The 16,139-nt window shown below is 58.5% G+C and carries 17 protein-coding genes; 12 read left to right on the forward strand and 5 right to left on the reverse strand.

Features of this window, described 5'->3' with window-relative positions:
- Positions 1-38 precede the first annotated feature (38 nt).
- The 6 genes from hemC to BLU28_RS20175 all read left to right on the forward strand — a co-directional run bounded on the left by hemC (position 39) and on the right by BLU28_RS20175 (position 6,078).
- Positions 39-968: a hydroxymethylbilane synthase gene (gene hemC, locus BLU28_RS20150; RefSeq protein WP_077987005.1), complete on the forward strand. Its 930-nt coding sequence runs from the start codon at positions 39-41 to the stop codon at positions 966-968.
- 4 nt (positions 969-972) lie between these two features.
- Positions 973-1,713 (forward strand): uroporphyrinogen-III synthase, encoded by a 741-nt coding sequence (locus BLU28_RS20155; RefSeq protein WP_077987004.1) that lies wholly within the window; start codon positions 973-975, stop codon positions 1,711-1,713.
- A 74-nt stretch (positions 1,714-1,787) separates the two neighbouring features.
- Positions 1,788-3,233, forward strand: coding sequence for a COG4223 family protein (locus tag BLU28_RS20160; protein ID WP_077987003.1), 1,446 nt, complete (start codon positions 1,788-1,790; stop codon positions 3,231-3,233).
- 4 nt (positions 3,234-3,237) lie between these two features.
- On the forward strand, positions 3,238-4,854 hold the full coding sequence (locus tag BLU28_RS20165; RefSeq protein ID WP_035207929.1) for a heme biosynthesis protein HemY: 1,617 nt from the start codon (positions 3,238-3,240) through the stop codon (positions 4,852-4,854).
- Between the two features lie 14 nt (positions 4,855-4,868).
- Complete coding sequence (locus BLU28_RS20170) at positions 4,869-5,357, forward strand: tellurite resistance TerB family protein (RefSeq protein WP_004443844.1); 489 nt, start codon at positions 4,869-4,871, stop codon at positions 5,355-5,357.
- Positions 5,347-6,078 carry a glutamine amidotransferase gene (locus tag BLU28_RS20175; RefSeq protein ID WP_035207930.1) on the forward strand — a complete coding sequence of 244 codons (732 nt, stop codon included), beginning with the start codon at positions 5,347-5,349 and terminating at the stop codon, positions 6,076-6,078. Before BLU28_RS20170 ends, BLU28_RS20175 begins: the two co-directional genes overlap by 11 nt.
- A gap of 115 nt (positions 6,079-6,193) precedes the next feature.
- Here the strand turns inward: BLU28_RS20175 and BLU28_RS20180 are convergent, their stop codons facing one another.
- The gene (locus BLU28_RS20180; protein WP_022556949.1) at positions 6,194-7,426 is read right to left on the reverse strand and encodes an MFS transporter; all 1,233 of its coding nucleotides are present in this window, start codon (positions 7,424-7,426) and stop codon (positions 6,194-6,196) included.
- A 244-nt stretch (positions 7,427-7,670) separates the two neighbouring features.
- Between BLU28_RS20180 and BLU28_RS26390 the strand changes: the two genes are divergently transcribed.
- On the forward strand, positions 7,671-7,961 hold the full coding sequence (locus BLU28_RS26390) for a YggT family protein (protein WP_004443850.1): 291 nt from the start codon (positions 7,671-7,673) through the stop codon (positions 7,959-7,961).
- The gene (locus tag BLU28_RS26395) at positions 7,958-8,263 is read left to right on the forward strand and encodes a DUF167 domain-containing protein (protein WP_004443852.1); all 306 of its coding nucleotides are present in this window, start codon (positions 7,958-7,960) and stop codon (positions 8,261-8,263) included. Before BLU28_RS26390 ends, BLU28_RS26395 begins: the two co-directional genes overlap by 4 nt.
- 6 nt (positions 8,264-8,269) lie before the next feature.
- Here the strand turns inward: BLU28_RS26395 and ppa are convergent, their stop codons facing one another.
- From ppa to BLU28_RS20205, 4 genes are all read right to left on the reverse strand, one after another.
- Positions 8,270-8,803 (reverse strand): inorganic diphosphatase, encoded by a 534-nt coding sequence (ppa, locus tag BLU28_RS20190; RefSeq protein ID WP_004443856.1) that lies wholly within the window; start codon positions 8,801-8,803, stop codon positions 8,270-8,272.
- 156 nt (positions 8,804-8,959) lie between these two features.
- Positions 8,960-9,466 carry a GNAT family N-acetyltransferase gene (locus tag BLU28_RS20195; protein WP_006698245.1) on the reverse strand — a complete coding sequence of 169 codons (507 nt, stop codon included), beginning with the start codon at positions 9,464-9,466 and terminating at the stop codon, positions 8,960-8,962.
- A gap of 209 nt (positions 9,467-9,675) precedes the next feature.
- Positions 9,676-11,499, reverse strand: coding sequence for a translational GTPase TypA (typA, locus tag BLU28_RS20200; protein WP_004443860.1), 1,824 nt, complete (start codon positions 11,497-11,499; stop codon positions 9,676-9,678).
- A gap of 150 nt (positions 11,500-11,649) precedes the next feature.
- Positions 11,650-13,710 carry a M3 family metallopeptidase gene (locus BLU28_RS20205; RefSeq protein ID WP_077987002.1) on the reverse strand — a complete coding sequence of 687 codons (2,061 nt, stop codon included), beginning with the start codon at positions 13,708-13,710 and terminating at the stop codon, positions 11,650-11,652.
- A 171-nt stretch (positions 13,711-13,881) separates the two neighbouring features.
- On the opposite strand from BLU28_RS20205, the gene BLU28_RS26625 reads away from it, so the two are divergent.
- The 4 genes from BLU28_RS26625 (at position 13,882) to BLU28_RS20220 (ending at position 16,102) form a co-directional block, all read left to right on the forward strand.
- Positions 13,882-14,115 carry a hypothetical protein gene (locus tag BLU28_RS26625; RefSeq protein WP_234794422.1) on the forward strand — a complete coding sequence of 78 codons (234 nt, stop codon included), beginning with the start codon at positions 13,882-13,884 and terminating at the stop codon, positions 14,113-14,115.
- Positions 14,081-14,308: a hypothetical protein gene (locus BLU28_RS26630; RefSeq protein ID WP_234794423.1), complete on the forward strand. Its 228-nt coding sequence runs from the start codon at positions 14,081-14,083 to the stop codon at positions 14,306-14,308. The genes BLU28_RS26625 and BLU28_RS26630 overlap by 35 nt, the downstream gene beginning before the upstream one ends.
- Before the next feature lie 133 nt (positions 14,309-14,441).
- On the forward strand, positions 14,442-14,900 hold the full coding sequence (locus BLU28_RS20215; RefSeq protein WP_077987001.1) for a MarR family winged helix-turn-helix transcriptional regulator: 459 nt from the start codon (positions 14,442-14,444) through the stop codon (positions 14,898-14,900).
- Positions 14,901-14,905: 5 nt separating this feature from the next.
- Positions 14,906-16,102 (forward strand): multidrug effflux MFS transporter, encoded by a 1,197-nt coding sequence (locus BLU28_RS20220; protein WP_022556953.1) that lies wholly within the window; start codon positions 14,906-14,908, stop codon positions 16,100-16,102.
- Positions 16,103-16,139: the final 37 nt, after the last annotated feature.

Here is a 16,139-nt window from a genome sequence, read left to right on the forward strand (position 1 = left end):
TGGTCTAAGACAACTCCGGTAACAATGGATAGACGCGGATGCAAACAAAACCTTTCCGAATCGGCACGCGCGGCAGCCCGCTGGCGCTCGCGCAGGCTTATGAGACGCGCAACCGGCTGATGGCGGCGCATGGTCTGCCGGAAGACATGTTCGAAATTGTCGTGCTATCCACCAAGGGCGACCGGATAACCGATCGCGCCTTGTCCGAAATCGGCGGCAAGGGCCTGTTTACCGAAGAGCTTGAAAGCCAGCTCCTGTCAGGCGAACTCGATATGGCCGTGCATTCCTCAAAGGACATGCCGACTGTTTTGCCGCAAGGCCTTTATCTGTCCGCCTTCCTGCCGCGTGAAGACATACGCGACGCCTTCATCGGCCGCACCGCGCCGAAGCTGCTCGAACTGCCGCATGGCGCCGTGGTCGGCTCCGCGTCCCTGCGTCGCCAGGCGCTGATCCGTCGCCTGCGGCCGGATCTGAGCGTGATCATTTTTCGCGGTCAGGTCGATACGAGGCTGCGTAAGCTGGAGGAAGGCCAGGCGGACGCGACACTTCTTGCCCTTGCCGGCCTGAAGCGGCTCGGAAAGGACAATGTTCCGACGGAAATTCTTGACCCGAAGGAGTTCCCTCCTGCTCCAGCCCAAGGCGCAATCGGCGTGGAAAGCCGCATCGGCGATACGCGCATGGACGAACTGCTCGCGCCCATAAACGACAGGCCCGCTCATGATTCAGTGAGCTGTGAGCGCGCCTTTCTGGCGGCGCTTGACGGCTCCTGTCGCACGCCGATTGCCGGTTATGCCACCTGTGACGGCGAGGAACTGCATTTTTACGGCCTCATCCTCACCCCCGATGGCCAGACGAGCCATGGCATCGAAATCTCTGGCAACCGCAGGGATGCGGCGAGACTGGGCCAACAGGCCGGCGAAGAGGTACGCGCCAAGGCAGGCAGCAGTTTCTTCGAAGGCTGGGGCTGAGCCAATGCGGATCGTCGTCACCCGGCCGCAGCGTTCGGGCGAAAGGACGGCCGCAAAACTCGAAGCGCTCGGCCACACGCCGGCGCTACTGCCGCTGTTCTATCCCGTCCATCATCACAAGCGCGCCGTCTCGGCGCTGTCGCACCCAATGGCGGCCATCGCCGTGACCAGCGCAGAGGCTTTGCGGGCACTGGAGACATCACGAGACCGGCTGGTTCCCAATCTCTCGAAACCGCTGTTCGCCGTCGGAAGGACAACGGCTGAAGCGGCGGAAAAAATCGGTTTCAAACACATTCTCACCGCTTCCGGCGACGCCGTAAGTCTGAACGCGCTGGTGACTGAACGCGCGGCCCTGTTTTCCGAGAAAGAACCCCTGCTTTATCTCGCCGGCCGACCCCGTGGCGCCGTCTTCGAGGAAGGCCTTGCCGCCGCCGGCATTGCCTTCAAAACGGTCGACTGTTACGAGATGCTGCCCTGCAACGTTCCTGAAACTGTGCTCGAAACGGCCCTGGTGAAAAACGCGGCGGATGTGGTCCTGCTTTATTCATCGGAAGCGGCGCGGGCATTTTTCCATCATGTATCGACAGAAAAATACGAAAAGGCGTTGGCGAGAACACAATTCATCTGCATCAGCCGCAACGTGTTTTCTCTCGTTCCGGAAATCTTCCGCGTAAACGCGGTTGCTGCCAAAGAGCCGAGCGAGGCTGCAATGTTTGAACTTCTGCACCGCAACTCTGGAACCTAATTCGAGCTCGCCTCTTTCCTTTGCCGCCGTCACTGACTAGGTTTAAGAGTACTGCAGGCAGAAATGAGGTTGTCATGGTATCGGGAAAGCCGCCACGCCACTCCAAGTCCAAAGCCGAACCGGTCACGATCGACCTGGACGCCAAAGACGTGAAAGCAGTTTCCGCCGACGTGGATGCCGCCGAGACCGACAAAAAGCCCGGTGACAAAACCCCGGAGACCGCAGCGGATTCCGCAGTTTCGGATATCAGATCGGAAGCAACCGCAACAGGCAATGCCGCACCGATATGGGATCAGCCAAAGAGACCCCCTCTCGAGCCCGAGCCCAATGTCGGGAAAGCGGACGCCGTGGCGGCGACACCGAAGGCGGAGAACCTGGATAACGGACAGAAAACGCCTGTCTCGCCCTCCTCCGCTCCGCCTCAAGCCGATACTAAATCTTCGACAGGCACCGCCCACACGAGCGCTGCCTCGGCTGCAACAGCAAAGCCCGCCTCCGGATCCACAGCCTCCACCAGCGCATCCGGCGGCGCCACCACGGCAAAGCCTTCGACCGCGACCTCGTCCTCAGGACCGGCAAAGCCCTCCATACCGCAGCGGGTCGAAAGCAAACAGGCGGCGACCTCGGGCCTGATCGCGGCAGGTATCGTCGGCGGCCTTGTGGCGCTCGCCGCCGCCGGCAGCATGCAATATGCAGGCATCCTGCCCTCCTTTAATGCAGGCAAGGCGGGAAGCGAGGAAATCGCTGCCCTTAAAACCGATCTGGACAGCTTGCGCCAGCAGCTTGCCAATGCGCCAGCCTCCGACACCTCGGCGCTGGAACAGCGCATCGCAACCCTTGAAGGCGTGAAGGGGGAGGCCTCGCAGGTCGATGGGCTGTCAGAGAAAATCACCGCCCTCGAAGCGGCTCTCCAGTCGGAACGGTCTGCGCAGACTTCGGCGACAGCGGAACTGACACGCCGTCTCGCTGATGCTGAAGCCAAGATCAACGAGCCGCGCGACGATATCGAAGTCGCCCGCGCTATAGCATCGGCCGCGCTGAAGGCCGCGATCGATCGCGGTGGACCGTTCCTGACGGAACTCGATACCCTGTCCAAGGTAACGCTCGACGATCCGGCCATCGCATCGCTGCAATCCTTCGCCGCAACCGGCGTACCATCACGCTCGGAGCTGATGCAGAAGTTCCCCGATGTCGCCAATGCGATGCTCTCAGCCATAAACCAGCCTGACCCCAATCAGGGCATCATGGAACGCCTGACCGAAAGCGCCTTTTCGCTGGTGAAGGTGCGACCCGTCGGAAACATCGAAGGCGAAACCCCCGAAGCCAGGATCGCACGCATGGAAAACAAGCTGCGCAATGGCGATCTTCAGGGCGCAGCACTTGAGTGGAACGGTCTTCCGGATGCCGCCAAGACGGCATCCGCCGATTACAAGAAATCTCTGGATGCGCGCGTCGAGGTCGAAAATCTGGTGGGCGGCACGTTGAACCGCGCCATCACTAGCACCGGCAGGCAGGGGTAAGGGCATGACCAGAATTCTGACTTTCGCCGTTATCGTTCTGGCCCTCGGTTTCGGTTTCTCCTGGCTGGCTGACAGGCCGGGCGTCCTTTCCATCGTCTGGCAAGGTCAGCTGATCGAAATGAGCCTGATGGTCGCAGCCTCCATCATCGCGGCGCTCATCGCTGCTGCCATGTTGCTCTGGTGGATCGTCAACGCCGTATGGACTTCGCCTAATGCCGCCCGTCGTTATTTCCGCGCGCGCAAGCGCGACCGCGGTTATCAGGCGCTCTCCACTGGCCTCATCGCCGCTGGCGCTGGTAATGCCATTCTTGCACGGAAGATGACGGCCCGCACGCAGGGACTACTGAGTGCCGATCAGGAGCCGCTAATTCACCTGCTCGATGCACAGGCCGATCTCATCGAAGGCAAATATGATGAGGCGCGCCGTAAGTTCGAGGCCATGGCGCGTGATCCCGAAACGCGTGAACTCGGCCTTCGCGGCCTCTATATCGAGGCACGTCGTCAGGGCGCTTACGAAGCCGCCCAGCAATATGCCGAGGACGCCGCGGAAAAAGCACCCTATCTGCCATGGGCGGCACAGGCGACGTTGGAAAACCGATGCCGCAATGGGCAGTGGGACGATGCCATCCGTCTGCTTGATCAGCAGAAGGCGGCCAGCGTCATCGAACGCGGCGAGGCGGAGCGGCTGAAAGCCGTGCTTCTCACTGCCAAGGCCGGCGAGAAACTGGAAAGCGACCCGGTAGGTGCGCGCGAGGACGCGAAGCACGCTCTCAAGCTTGCAAAAGGCCTCGTCCCGGCAGCGCTTATCGCGGCAAAGTCCTACCTGCGCGAAGACAATCTGCGCAAGGCCGCCGCGATTCTTGAACCCGTCTGGAAAAACGATCCGCATCCGCAGATCGCCGAACTTTACGTACGCGCCCGCAGCGGCGATACCGCCATCGACCGTCTGAAGCGGGCAGAGCGGCTTGAAAGTCTGAAGCCCAACAACATCGAATCCCTGTTTGCAGTGGCGCAGGCGGCGCTCGACGCCAAGGAATTCGCCAAGGCCCGGACGAAGGCCGAGGCCGCCGCCCGGATCGAGCCGCGCGAAAGCATCTTCCTCTTGATGGCTGATATCGAGGAGGCCGAAACCGGCGATCAAGGCCGTGTGCGCTACTGGATGGCGCAGGCACTGCGCGCGCCGCGTGATCCGGCATGGGTCGCCGACGGTATCGTCTCTGAAAAATGGCTGCCGGTCTCGCCTGTCACGGGTCGTCTCGATGCCTTCGAATGGAAAGCGCCTTTCGGGCAGCTGGAAGGCCCTGTTGAAGATCTGACAATCGAAAACGCGATTGCCGCAGCACCCGCAAGGACCGAACCGACGGTAAAGACTGTCGTCGTGGAAACCGCGCCCGAGACCCGTGCGGAGCCAAAGCAGGCTTCGGCTGAGCCCATAGAGGTAAAACCGAGTGTTTCGGCTCCGACGGAGAAAAAGCCCGTCACGATCGAAGCGCCGGTGGAAACCGAAGCGGCGAATGAAAAGGCCGAAGCAGTGCCCTTTTTCGGCGGTGCGCCAGATGATCCGGGTGTGAAGAAATCCGGCGCGGAAGCCGAACCCAAGACACGGCTCAAACTCTTCTGACGAGCAGGCTATCGATGTTCCAGCAAATACAGTCGTTTATTCAGAACCTCGTCGGCCCGCAGGCAGGTGATTTCAGTCCCGATGATCTGAGGGTGGCGGTAGCCGCCCTCTGTTTCCAGGTCATGGAAGCCGATGGCACCATCTCGAAAAGCGAGCGTGATCGTCTTCGCGAAATTCTGCATGAATATTATCATCTCGACGGCGGCAAGCTTGATGCCCTGCTCGCCGCCGGCCAGGAGGCCGGCAAGGAAGCCGTCGATTATTACCGCTTTACCACCGATATCCGTCGCCACCTGGATGAAGATCAGCGCGTGGAGCTTATTGGCATATTATGGGATATTGTTTACGCTGACGGCGAACGAAGCGAGATGGAAGACCATGTGATCTGGCGTGTCGCGGATCTGCTGGGTGTTTCCGTGCGCGACAGGGTCCTGCAACGTCAGCAGGCCGCCACGAGGTCCGGACCCGCTGAAGAAAGCGAAAACGAAGACGATGCTGTTTGACCCCTCCAGGCAACAGAAACAACAACCTTCGCTGCTCATCGTCCTGCATCAGGAACGCTCCACGCCCGGTCGCGTCGGCCAGATGCTGGTGGAAAAAGGGTATCGTCTGGATGTAAGGCGTCCCGCGCTCGGCGATGACCTGCCGCAGACGCTGGAAAAACACGCCGGAGCCATCATTTTCGGCGGCCCGATGAGCGCCAATGATCCGCATGATTATGTCAAAGCCGAAATCGACTGGCTGAAAGTGCCGCTGAAGGAAAACAAGCCTTTTCTCGGCATCTGTCTCGGTGCGCAGATGTTGTCCAAACATTTGGGCGGCAGGGTGGAAGCCGACAGGGACGGCAAGGTGGAGATTGGCTGGTATCCGCTCCATGCCACCGAACATGGGCGGCTTCTGATGCCGCACTGGCCGAAGATGGTCTATCACTTCCATCGCGAAGGCTTTGAGCTGCCGCGTGGAGCCGAACTTCTGGCATCGGGCGAGACCTACCCCAACCAGGCCTATCGATATGGAAAAAATGCCTGGGGCCTGCAGTTTCACGCCGAACTGACCCGTGCCATGATGCATAGCTGGGTGGTGCGCGGCGCGCAGCGTTTCGGCATGCCCAATGCCCAGGTGGGCAGCCAGCATCTGGAAGGCCGCATGCTGTTTGATACGCCGCTCAGGGCATGGCTCAGCAATTTTCTCGATCTGGTTTTTGAGGGCAAGGCGCAGCGCTAGAGCATTTCCGGTAAAGATGCGCTGCGGCTTTACGTCCGGAAAATCCGTGAAAACAAAAAGTTGGATCGTTTTTGCGCTTCGAAGAAAAGCCAAGACGATCTGAGACCCATCGCTGTCAGTGCGGCGCGTCGAGATTGTCGATCTTGCGCAGCTTGGAAAAGCCGAGCGCCCAGATGACCGCCACGGCGAGCGTGCCAGCCCCGCCGATGACAACGGCTGGAACGGCACCCACAACATGAGCCATGGTGCCGGCACGAAACTCACCCAGTTCGTTCGATGCGCCGACGAAGACCATGTTCACCGCGTTCACACGCCCGCGTACCTCATCCGGTGTCCAAAGCGCGATCAAAGTTTCTCGCACATAAACCGATACCATGTCCGATGCGCCCATGACTACCAACGCGGCGATGGACAGCCACGCGGTTTGCGAAAGTCCGAAGACCACGGTTGAAACGCCGAAAAGGCCAACGCCAGCGAACATCAGTAGGCCGGCATGGTGACGAATGGGCTTGAATGCCAGAATAACGGCGACGGTGATGGCGCCGATACCGGGCGCCGCGCGCAGAAGTCCGAGGCCCCACGGGCCGAGCGTCAGCACTTCCTTGGCAAAGATCGGCATCAATGCAACCGCGCCGCCCAGCAACACCGCGAAGAGATCGAGCGATATTGCACCGAGGACGATCTTTTCCTGCGAGATGAATTTAAACCCGGCGAGCATGGTTTCGAGGCTGATCGCCTTTGCCGGGCCGCGTTGTTCCGGCTTGCGGATCGCCACCGCAAGTCCTGCGGAGACGATAAAAAGCACGAGCGCCACACTGTAGGCAACGGAGGCGCCGAGGCCATAAAGCAGGCCGCCGGCAACGGGACCGAGAATGGAGGCCATCTGCCAGGAAGAAGAATTCCAGGCGATGGCGTTCGGCAAATCCTCTACCGGCACGAGATTGGGCGCCAGCGACTGGACCGCCGGTCCCATGAAGGCGCGCTCTATGCCGAAGACGACAAGAACGGCGAATACCGGCCAAGGGGAAAAGCTGTGCGTGAGTGTCAGCGCAAGAAGAGCGACGGCACAGAGCGCCGCAACCATCAGGCATATGGCCATAATACGCCGGCGATTGTGCCGGTCGGCAACCGTTCCGGTAACAAGGATCAAGAGAAGGGACGGCAGAAACTGGAAAAGACCGATCAGGCCGAGATAAAAGGCATTGCCGGTCACTTCATACATTTGCCACCCAACCGAAACACTGACGATCTGTATGGCAAAGGCCGAAAAAAACCGGGCGCTGAAGAAACGTCGATAGGATGAATGCCGGAATGCACCGAAACGGTTTTCGGCAGAAGGAAGAGACATCGGCTGGGTGCTCGCGAGGAAAATGTGTGATGGCAATAAAGCGATATGACAGGAATCGCCAGCCCTCACCATCGCGATCGCGCAAAGTGTGAGCGGTTTTTGCGTGAAATCCTGCCGCCGGGTTATGAGTTAGACCACGATCACGGCAGGTGAATCTAACCGGTGATGATTACGATTCGGCGCAACACTTGCCGGTTCAGCGACGAATGTCTAAATGTCTTGCAACCAAGATACGGAGATATTGATGCTTGCCCTGTTTCAGACCATCGATCTGGCCTTGAACCTCTATACCTGGGTGCTGATTGGCAGCGCCATTTTTTCATGGCTTTACGCCTTCAACGTCATCAATTCCCGCAACCAGTTCGTGAACGCCATCGGCAGCTTTCTGTTCAATGTCACGGAACCGGTTCTGCGCCCCATCCGTCGCGTTCTGCCCAATCTCGGTGGCATCGACATTTCGCCGATCATCGTGCTCCTGATCATCTTCTTCATCCGATCCTTCATGTGGAACACGCTGTACCCGATGTTCGCGTGAACGGCTGCTGGCAAAAACACGGTGATCATATCCGGCTCTCCGTTCGCCTCACGCCGAATGGCGGGCGGGACGCGATTGATGGAGTCGAGCTCGATGCGGACGGAAACGCGCAGCTAAAGGCCCGGGTCAGCGCCGTGCCGGAAGGCGGTAAGGCGAACAAGGCCCTGACTGTTTTGCTGGCAAAGAAACTTGGCGTACCCAAAACCGCCATCAGCTTCGTTTCGGGCGAAACGGCGCGCAAAAAAATCCTCCGGATCGACACCGACCCGGAGGATTTTGAAGACCGATTCAAGAAGCTTTAGACCAGATCAGCCCTGCGCCTTGTAGCGCTCGATGGCTTCGACGATCAGCTTCTTGGCAACGTCGACATCCTGCCAGCCGCCCATCTTCACCCACTTGCCGGGCTCCAGATCCTTGTAGTGCTCGAAGAAGTGCTCGATCTGCTTCAGCGTAATTTCCGGAAGATCGGTGTAATTATTGACCTTGTCGTAACGACGGGTCAGTTTCGGAACCGGAACCGCCAGAATCTTCTCGTCCTTGCCGCCATCATCTTCCATGATCATCACGCCGATGGGACGAACATTGATGACGCAGCCCGGTACCAGCGGGCGGGTGTTGCAGATGAGAACGTCGATCGGATCGCCATCGTCGGACAGGGTGTGCGGTACGAAACCATAGTTACCCGGATAGGTCATCGGCGTGTAGAGGAAGCGATCAACGATCAGCGCACCGGCATCCTTGTCCATCTCGTACTTGATCGGGTGTCCACCGACCGGCACTTCAACGATAACATTAACGTCTTCCGGCGGATTTTTGCCTACGGAAATTGCATCGATACGCATTCGCTTCCCTCATTCGCGGGTTGGATTTGGTTTTCGATACTGGGAAAGTCTGCGCATTGCAACACGGCTGTGGGCATATAAGGCATAATGGATAAATTGGGTGCCAGCGATGCGGTCACGCACGGACGCGAAACGACAATCCCGGAATTTGCGCCGTCAATTCCAGACGAAACCGACCTTGCGAAGTGATTTGCCACCGAAATCTTCCATGCCTTCGGCAATGTCGCGCCCGCCATGCGAGCGGAAAAAGCGATTGGCTACATCGCTGTCCTCAAGGCACCAGACGACAATACCGTTGCAGCCAAGCGAGGTCAGCAACCGTCGCGCTTCCGTAAAAAGCAGTGATCCGAGGCCGATGCCCTGATATTCCGGACGGAGATAGAGTTCGTAAATTTCGCCGTCATGCGGCAGTCCGCGCGCCCGGCTGAGGCCCAGCGTCGCGTAGCCGGCAACAACGCCCGCCACTTCAACCACCAGCATGGTTGCTGAACCCTTGGTTGCCTTTTTCCACCAGATTTCGCCACGGCGCTCGAGCATCTGCGTCAACGGCCGATGCGGGATAAGCCCGGCATAGGCCTGTTGCCACGACAGACGGTGCGCCTCGGATATGGCGCGCGCATCATGCGGTTCAGCACGGCGAACATCGATGGATAACGTTTTCATAACGCGATTCTGGCCCCGGCCACGGAAACTTACCAGTCATAAAGGTTAACGCCGGCAAGCTTACCCACAGCCTATTCATGTGGACGACCAGAAAAAATTAACGCATCCTTAACCTTTGGCAAAGCTCCTTTCGACTCATGCACACATAAAAAAGAATGCATAAAAAAACCCGGCGCAAGGCCGGGTTTTCGAAACAGGGATCGAACCGATCAGCTGGCAGCAAGCTTTGCCTTTTCGAAACGCTTGCGGTCATTCGGATCGAGATAGAGCTTGCGAAGACGGATAGACTTCGGCGTGACTTCAACGAGTTCGTCATCCTGAATCCAGGAAAGCGCGCGCTCCAGCGTGAACTTGATCGGGGGGGTGAGCTTCACCGCTTCATCCTTGCCGGCGGCGCGGATGTTGGTGAGCTTCTTGCCCTTCAGCACGTTCACGTCGAGGTCGTTGTCACGGCTATGAATGCCGATGATCATGCCTGCATAAACCTTCTCACCGGCATCGATGATCATCGGGCCGCGATCTTCGAGGTTGAACAGAGCATAGGCAACAGCTTCGCCCGACTCGTTCGACAGCAGAACGCCGTTGACGCGACCGCCGATCTCGCCCTTGTAAGGCTGGTAGTCGTGGAACAGGCGGTTCATGACGGCCGTACCGCGCGTGTCGGTCAGAAGTTCCGACTGGTAACCGATCAGACCACGGGTCGGCGCGAAGAACACCAGACGGACGCGGTTGCCGCCCGAGGGGCGAAGCTCGACCATTTCGGCCTTGCGCTCGGACATCTTCTGCACGACGACGCCGGAATGCTCCTCATCCACGTCGATGACGACTTCTTCGACCGGCTCCATCAGCTGGCCGTTCTCATCCTTGTGCATGACGACGCGCGGACGCGAAACGGCAAGCTCAAAACCTTCGCGGCGCATGTTTTCGATCAGAACCGCCAGCTGCAATTCGCCACGGCCAGATACGAAGAAGGAATCCTTGTCGGCGGATTCTTCGATCTTCAGCGCAACGTTACCTTCGGCCTCCTTGAACAGACGGTCGCGGATGACGCGGCTCGTCACCTTGTCGCCTTCGGTGCCGGCGAGCGGCGAATCGTTGACGATGAAGGACATGGTAACGGTTGGCGGATCGATCGGCTGCGCCTGCATCGGCTCCATGACGGCCGGGTCACAGAACGTGTCGGCGACGGTGCCCTTGGAGAGACCTGCGATGGCGACGATGTCCCCTGCATGGGCTTCTTCGATCGAGGTGCGCTCGATGCCACGGAAAGCAAGAATCTTGGAGATGCGGCCGTTTTCAATCAGCTTGCCATCCTGGCCGAGAACCTTGACCGCCTGGTTCGGCTTGATCGAACCGGAAGCGATACGGCCGGTGATGATGCGGCCGAGGAAGTTGTTGGCTTCGAGGATCGTGCCGATCATGCGGAACGGACCTTCTTCGACCTTGGGCTCCGGCACGTGCTTGACGACGAGATCGAGAAGCGGTGCAAGACCTTCATCAGTCGGGCCTTCCGGATTGACGTTCATCCAGCCGGAACGGCCCGAGCCGTAGAGGATCGGGAAGTCGAGCTGCTCGTCGGTTGCATCCAGAGCCGCGAAAAGGTCGAAGACTTCGTTGACGACTTCCTCATGGCGGGCATCCGGACGGTCGATCTTGTTGATGGCGACGATCGGGCGAAGGCCGACCTTCAGCGCCTTGCCAACCACGAACTTCGTCTGCGGCATAGGGCCTTCGGCAGCGTCAACGAGAACGATGGCGCCATCCACCATCGACAGGATACGCTCGACTTCACCGCCGAAGTCGGCGTGGCCGGGGGTGTCGACGATGTTGATGCGGGTATCTTTCCACTCGATCGAGGTCGCCTTGGCGAGAATGGTGATGCCGCGCTCTTTTTCGATGTCGTTGGAATCCATCACGCGTTCCATCACGCGCTGGTTTTCACGGAACGAACCGGATTGCTTCAGAAGCTCGTCAACAAGCGTCGTTTTTCCATGGTCAACGTGCGCGATGATCGCGATGTTGCGAAGTGCCATTGTTCAAAATCTCTGAGGTTGGGCGCTATATTGATGAGAAACGCCAATTTAGTTTGGCGCGCTCATAACCTTTTTTTTGCAAATGCGAAAGGGGGGCTCATGTCATAAGCCCCCTGCGCTCAGCTTCTAGCTCAGAAATATGACAGTCTCTTATAGGAGACCGCGCTTCGAAAGCATCGCGTCCGGGCTCGGCATCTTGCCGCGGAAGGCGAGATAGGCTTCCTCGGGATCCACGGAACCGCCGACGGAGTAGATGTTGTCCTTCAGCCGCCGCGCCATATCGCTATCGAAGGCATTGCCGGTTTCCTCGAAGGCGGAAAAGGCATCGGCATCCAGCACTTCCGACCACATGTAAGAATAATATCCAGCGGAATAACCGTCGCCGGAGAAAACGTGCTGAAAATGCGGTGTCGCATGGCGCATGACGATGGATTCAGGCATGTTGAGCGTTGAAAGAACCTCACCCTGCACGGCCATCGGGTCGTCGACGCTGTCGCGCGTGTGGAACGCCATGTCGACAATCGCCGAAGAGGTAAACTCCACCGTGCTGAAGCCGGCATTGAAGGTCTGTGCAGCCAGAACCTTGTCCAGCAGCGCCTTCGGCATTGCCGCACCGGTTTCGTAATGCAGGGCATATTTTTCCAGGATTTCCGGCACAGTCAGCCAGTGCTCGTAAAGCTGCGAGGGCAATTCGACGAAATCGCGCGATACGCCCGTTCCCGACACCGAGGGGTAGGTGACATCGGACAACATGCCATGCAGTGCGTGGCCGAATTCGTGGAAGAGTGTACGCGCATCGTCAAGCGAAAGAAGCGCGGGCTTACCTTCGGCCGGTTTGGCGAAGTTGCAGACATTATAGATGATCGGGATTTCTCCGACCGTACCATTTTTCAGCGGCAACTTGTGCTGCGATTGGAACGAACTCATCCATGCGCCTGATCGCTTGGAGGGCCGCGCGAAATAATCGCCGAGGAACATGGCCTTCAGATCGCCCTGGTCGTCGCGGATCTCGAAAACCCGGACGTCCGGGTGATAGGCGGCGACACCCTTGACCTCGTCGGCACGAATTCCAAACAGCCGCGCGGCCACATCGAAACAGGCTTCAATGATCTTTTCCAGCTGCAGATAAGGTTTCAGTTCCGCCTCGGAGAAATTGAATTTCTGAGCGCGGAGCTTTTCGGCGTAATGTCGCCAGTCCCATGGCAGAACGTCGTGGTTTTTGCCCTCCGCGGCGATGATGGCGGCAAGCTCAGCCTCCTCCTCACCCGCGCGGCGAACGGCCTTTTCCCAGACCTGCCCCAGAAGGCCGTTTACGGCATCGGGCGTCTTTGCCATCGTGTCGTCAAGCTTGTAGGCGGCGAAATTCGCATAACCGAGAAGCTTCGCCTTCTCCCCGCGCAGTTCAAGCGTGCGGCGGACGATCTCGCGGTTGTCGGTCTCGCCGCCGTTTTCACCGCGCGCCACCCATGCCTTGAAGGCCTGTTCGCGCAGGTCTCGACGTTCGGAAAAGGTCAGGAAGGGCTCGATGATGGAACGGGAAAGGGTGACGGCGAACTTGCCATCCTCGCCATGCTCCCGGGCCGCACCCGCCATTGCGTCGCGCAGAAAACCGGGAATGCCGGCAAGTTCCTCTTCCGTGGAAAGCAAGAGCTTCCAGTCCTTTTCATCCGCCAGTACATTCTGCCCGAACTTTGCACCGAGACCGGCCAGCTCCTCATTGATCGCCGCCAGCCGCTCCTGCCGGTCTTTCGGCAATTTCGCGCCGGAGCGCACGAAACCCTTCCAGTGCCGTTCGAGAACACGGTTTTCCTCACCCGTCAGCCCAAGTGTCTCGCGTTTTTCCCACAAGGTATCGATGCGCTTGAACAGAGCCTCGTTCATGCCGATCTTAGAATAGTGCCGCGAAATTTTCGGAGCAATCTCCCGCTCCAGCGCCTGGATCACGCCATTGGTGTTCGCTCCTGCCCTGTTCCAGAACAGCGCCGAAATGCGTGAAAGATCGTCACCCGCGACCTCAAGCGCAGTTACAGTGTTTACAAATGTCGGCGCCTCGACATTGGCTGCGATCGCATCGATCTCCTGCTCATGGGAACCAAGTGCGGCGTCAAAGGCCGGAGCGAAATCCTCATCCCTGACTGAATCGAATTTTGGCAGACCATTGTGACCGTTCCAGTGAACGAGTGCGGGATAAAGCGCGGTCTCAGATGGCATTTCATGTTCCTCGTACAATTCCGGTTTAGCCATATGGGCACGCCGCCGCCGCCAATTCAATATCGGAATTTGGTGTGGAATACGCACTCGCCCTCATTGCCAAGTATTGACCGATATGACGACATCATGGTCTGCTTCTTTAAATAATATCCCATGACGGAGATATGTATTATGGAGATTTATTCTTTAAGGTCCTCTAATAATTTCCTTTTCAGGGACAATTCCAGAAACGCAAGATCCGTGGGCATTGCCGATTTCGGCAAGGCCGGAAAATCCGATGCAGCCTCAGGCTTTGAAGAGACGGTAAGAGGGATAGATTTTACCCGCATCAGCCCGCGCGACCTGCGCGAAATCGCCCGAGATTATTACCATGCGGCAAAAAACCAGCCAGGACGCCCTTTTTGAACTTTCGTCCGAACTTCCGGCACAAACCCTCAGTGCCAGCGGTGAGGTCATCGACATAGCTGATGTGACCGAGGACACGGAATTCGACTTCCTGACCTATTTTTCCGACCGAGCTGAAATTGCCCGTTCCATCGGCACCGCAGACGAGGTTGAAAAAATGCAGGACGTTCTGTCTTTTTTTGCTTTGGCGTGACGGTCCTAGACCGGGTTGCGGGATACCTTGCGATCGAAGTGACATATAGTTTACTCGATTTTCGGTAATATGATTTGTGTACCATTGATTATCGCCCGGATTTTAGTAAGGCTGACTTACGAAAAGGCGAAGCATGGGCACGAAACGCGAAAAAGATTCATTGGCATTTTTGCTGAACAGCGGTGCACGCCTGCTGAACAGTGCTTTTGAGCGCCGTATATCCGAGGCCGGACTGGGGCTGACCCCCGGCGAGGCGCGCGCACTGCTGACGGTCGCTGTCGTTGACGGCAGCAAACAGTCGGACATCGCCGCTCGCCTCGGAATAGAACCCATGACGATCTGCGCCTATCTTGATAAGTTGCAGTCCCTCGATCTCATCGAGCGGCAGCAGGACCCGCAGGACAGACGCTCCAAGCGTATTGTGCTGACCAAATCCTCAGCCGACATGCTGGAAGCCGTCCGGCAGGAAATAGATGAACTCGTCCGCCACGCTACCCAGGGCCTGAGTGACGAGGAGGTGGCGCTGTTCCGCCACTTTCTGCAAACCCTTCGTGACAATCTGCAGCCGGAACAACCGGGGCAGAACGGCTGATCACCATGTCGCCAAAACCGATCATGTCCACGAAACGCACGGCGATGCTTGGTGCGTTTTTGACGGCGCTTGCGCCCATATCCATGGCGATTTACACACCCGCCATGCCGGAACTGACGCGGGTTTTTGCCACTGACCAGTCCGCCGTCAAGCTCAGCCTGTCCCTCTATTTTGCCGGGTTCGCGCTGGCGCAACTGCTCGCCGGGCCGGCATCGGATGCCTTCGGTCGGCGAAAGGCAAGCATCGTCTTCCTCCTGATCTTTCTGGGCGGCGGCCTGGTGGCCATTTCCGCGCCGACGATCGAAGTGCTGCTTTTCGCCCGGCTGGTTCAGGGCATCGGTGCTTCGGTCGGTATGACGGTGGCGCGTGCCGTGGTGCGCGACCAGTTTACCGGCGCCGAAGCCTCCAGCATCATGAATCTCATTGGTATCATGCTGGCGGTCGGCCCTGCTCTCGGACCGACGATCGGTGGACTTTCACTCGCGGCTTTCGGCTGGAAATCCGTGTTTTTTCTGATGGTCGGGCTCGGAGCCATCGCCATTTTATCCGTCGTGATTTTTTTGCGGGAAACAACGGTTCCGGACAGGAGCCTGATCCGGCCCAGGCGGCTCCTGTCGGCCTACGGCGCACTGCTCAGCGCGCCACGTTTCCTTCTGGCTGCACTGGTGCTTGGTGGCTCCATCGGCGCACTTTATGCGCAGGCCACCATGCTGACTTTCATCCTTATCAACGAGGTCGGCATGACACCCACCGCCTTCGGCATCGGCATGTTGATGCAGACAGGCGCCTACTTCTTCGGCTCGATTGCCCTGCGTTACATCGCGCCCCGACTGGGAGACCGGCGCTCGGTCGTGATCGGCCTCTGTTTTTCCGGAACCGGCGGCCTCCTTATTTTATTGTCAGTTTTCCTGATGCCGCCATCGTTCCTTTCGATCATGGGGCCCGTTGCAGTCGCGACTGTCGGCATCGCCCTGCTGACCCCTTCGATGGTGACAGCAGCGCTTGCGCCCTTCCCGCATATCGCCGGTTCGGCATCGGCCATGATGGGATTTATCCAGATGGGATCGGGCTTCGCCGGCGGTGCTGCAGCCTCCCTCATCGGTTCACCTTTGACAGGCTTCGGCGTCATCATTCCCATGATGGAATTCACGGCCGTTGCCAGCTACATCGGCTTCCGCATCGTCTCCAGAAGAGCGACATGAAAAACCCGCCGGTGTCACCACCAGCGGGTTTCGTTAT

The organism is Agrobacterium pusense (assembly GCF_900102105.1).
GTDB classification, from domain to species: Bacteria; Pseudomonadota; Alphaproteobacteria; order Rhizobiales; family Rhizobiaceae; genus Agrobacterium; species Agrobacterium pusense.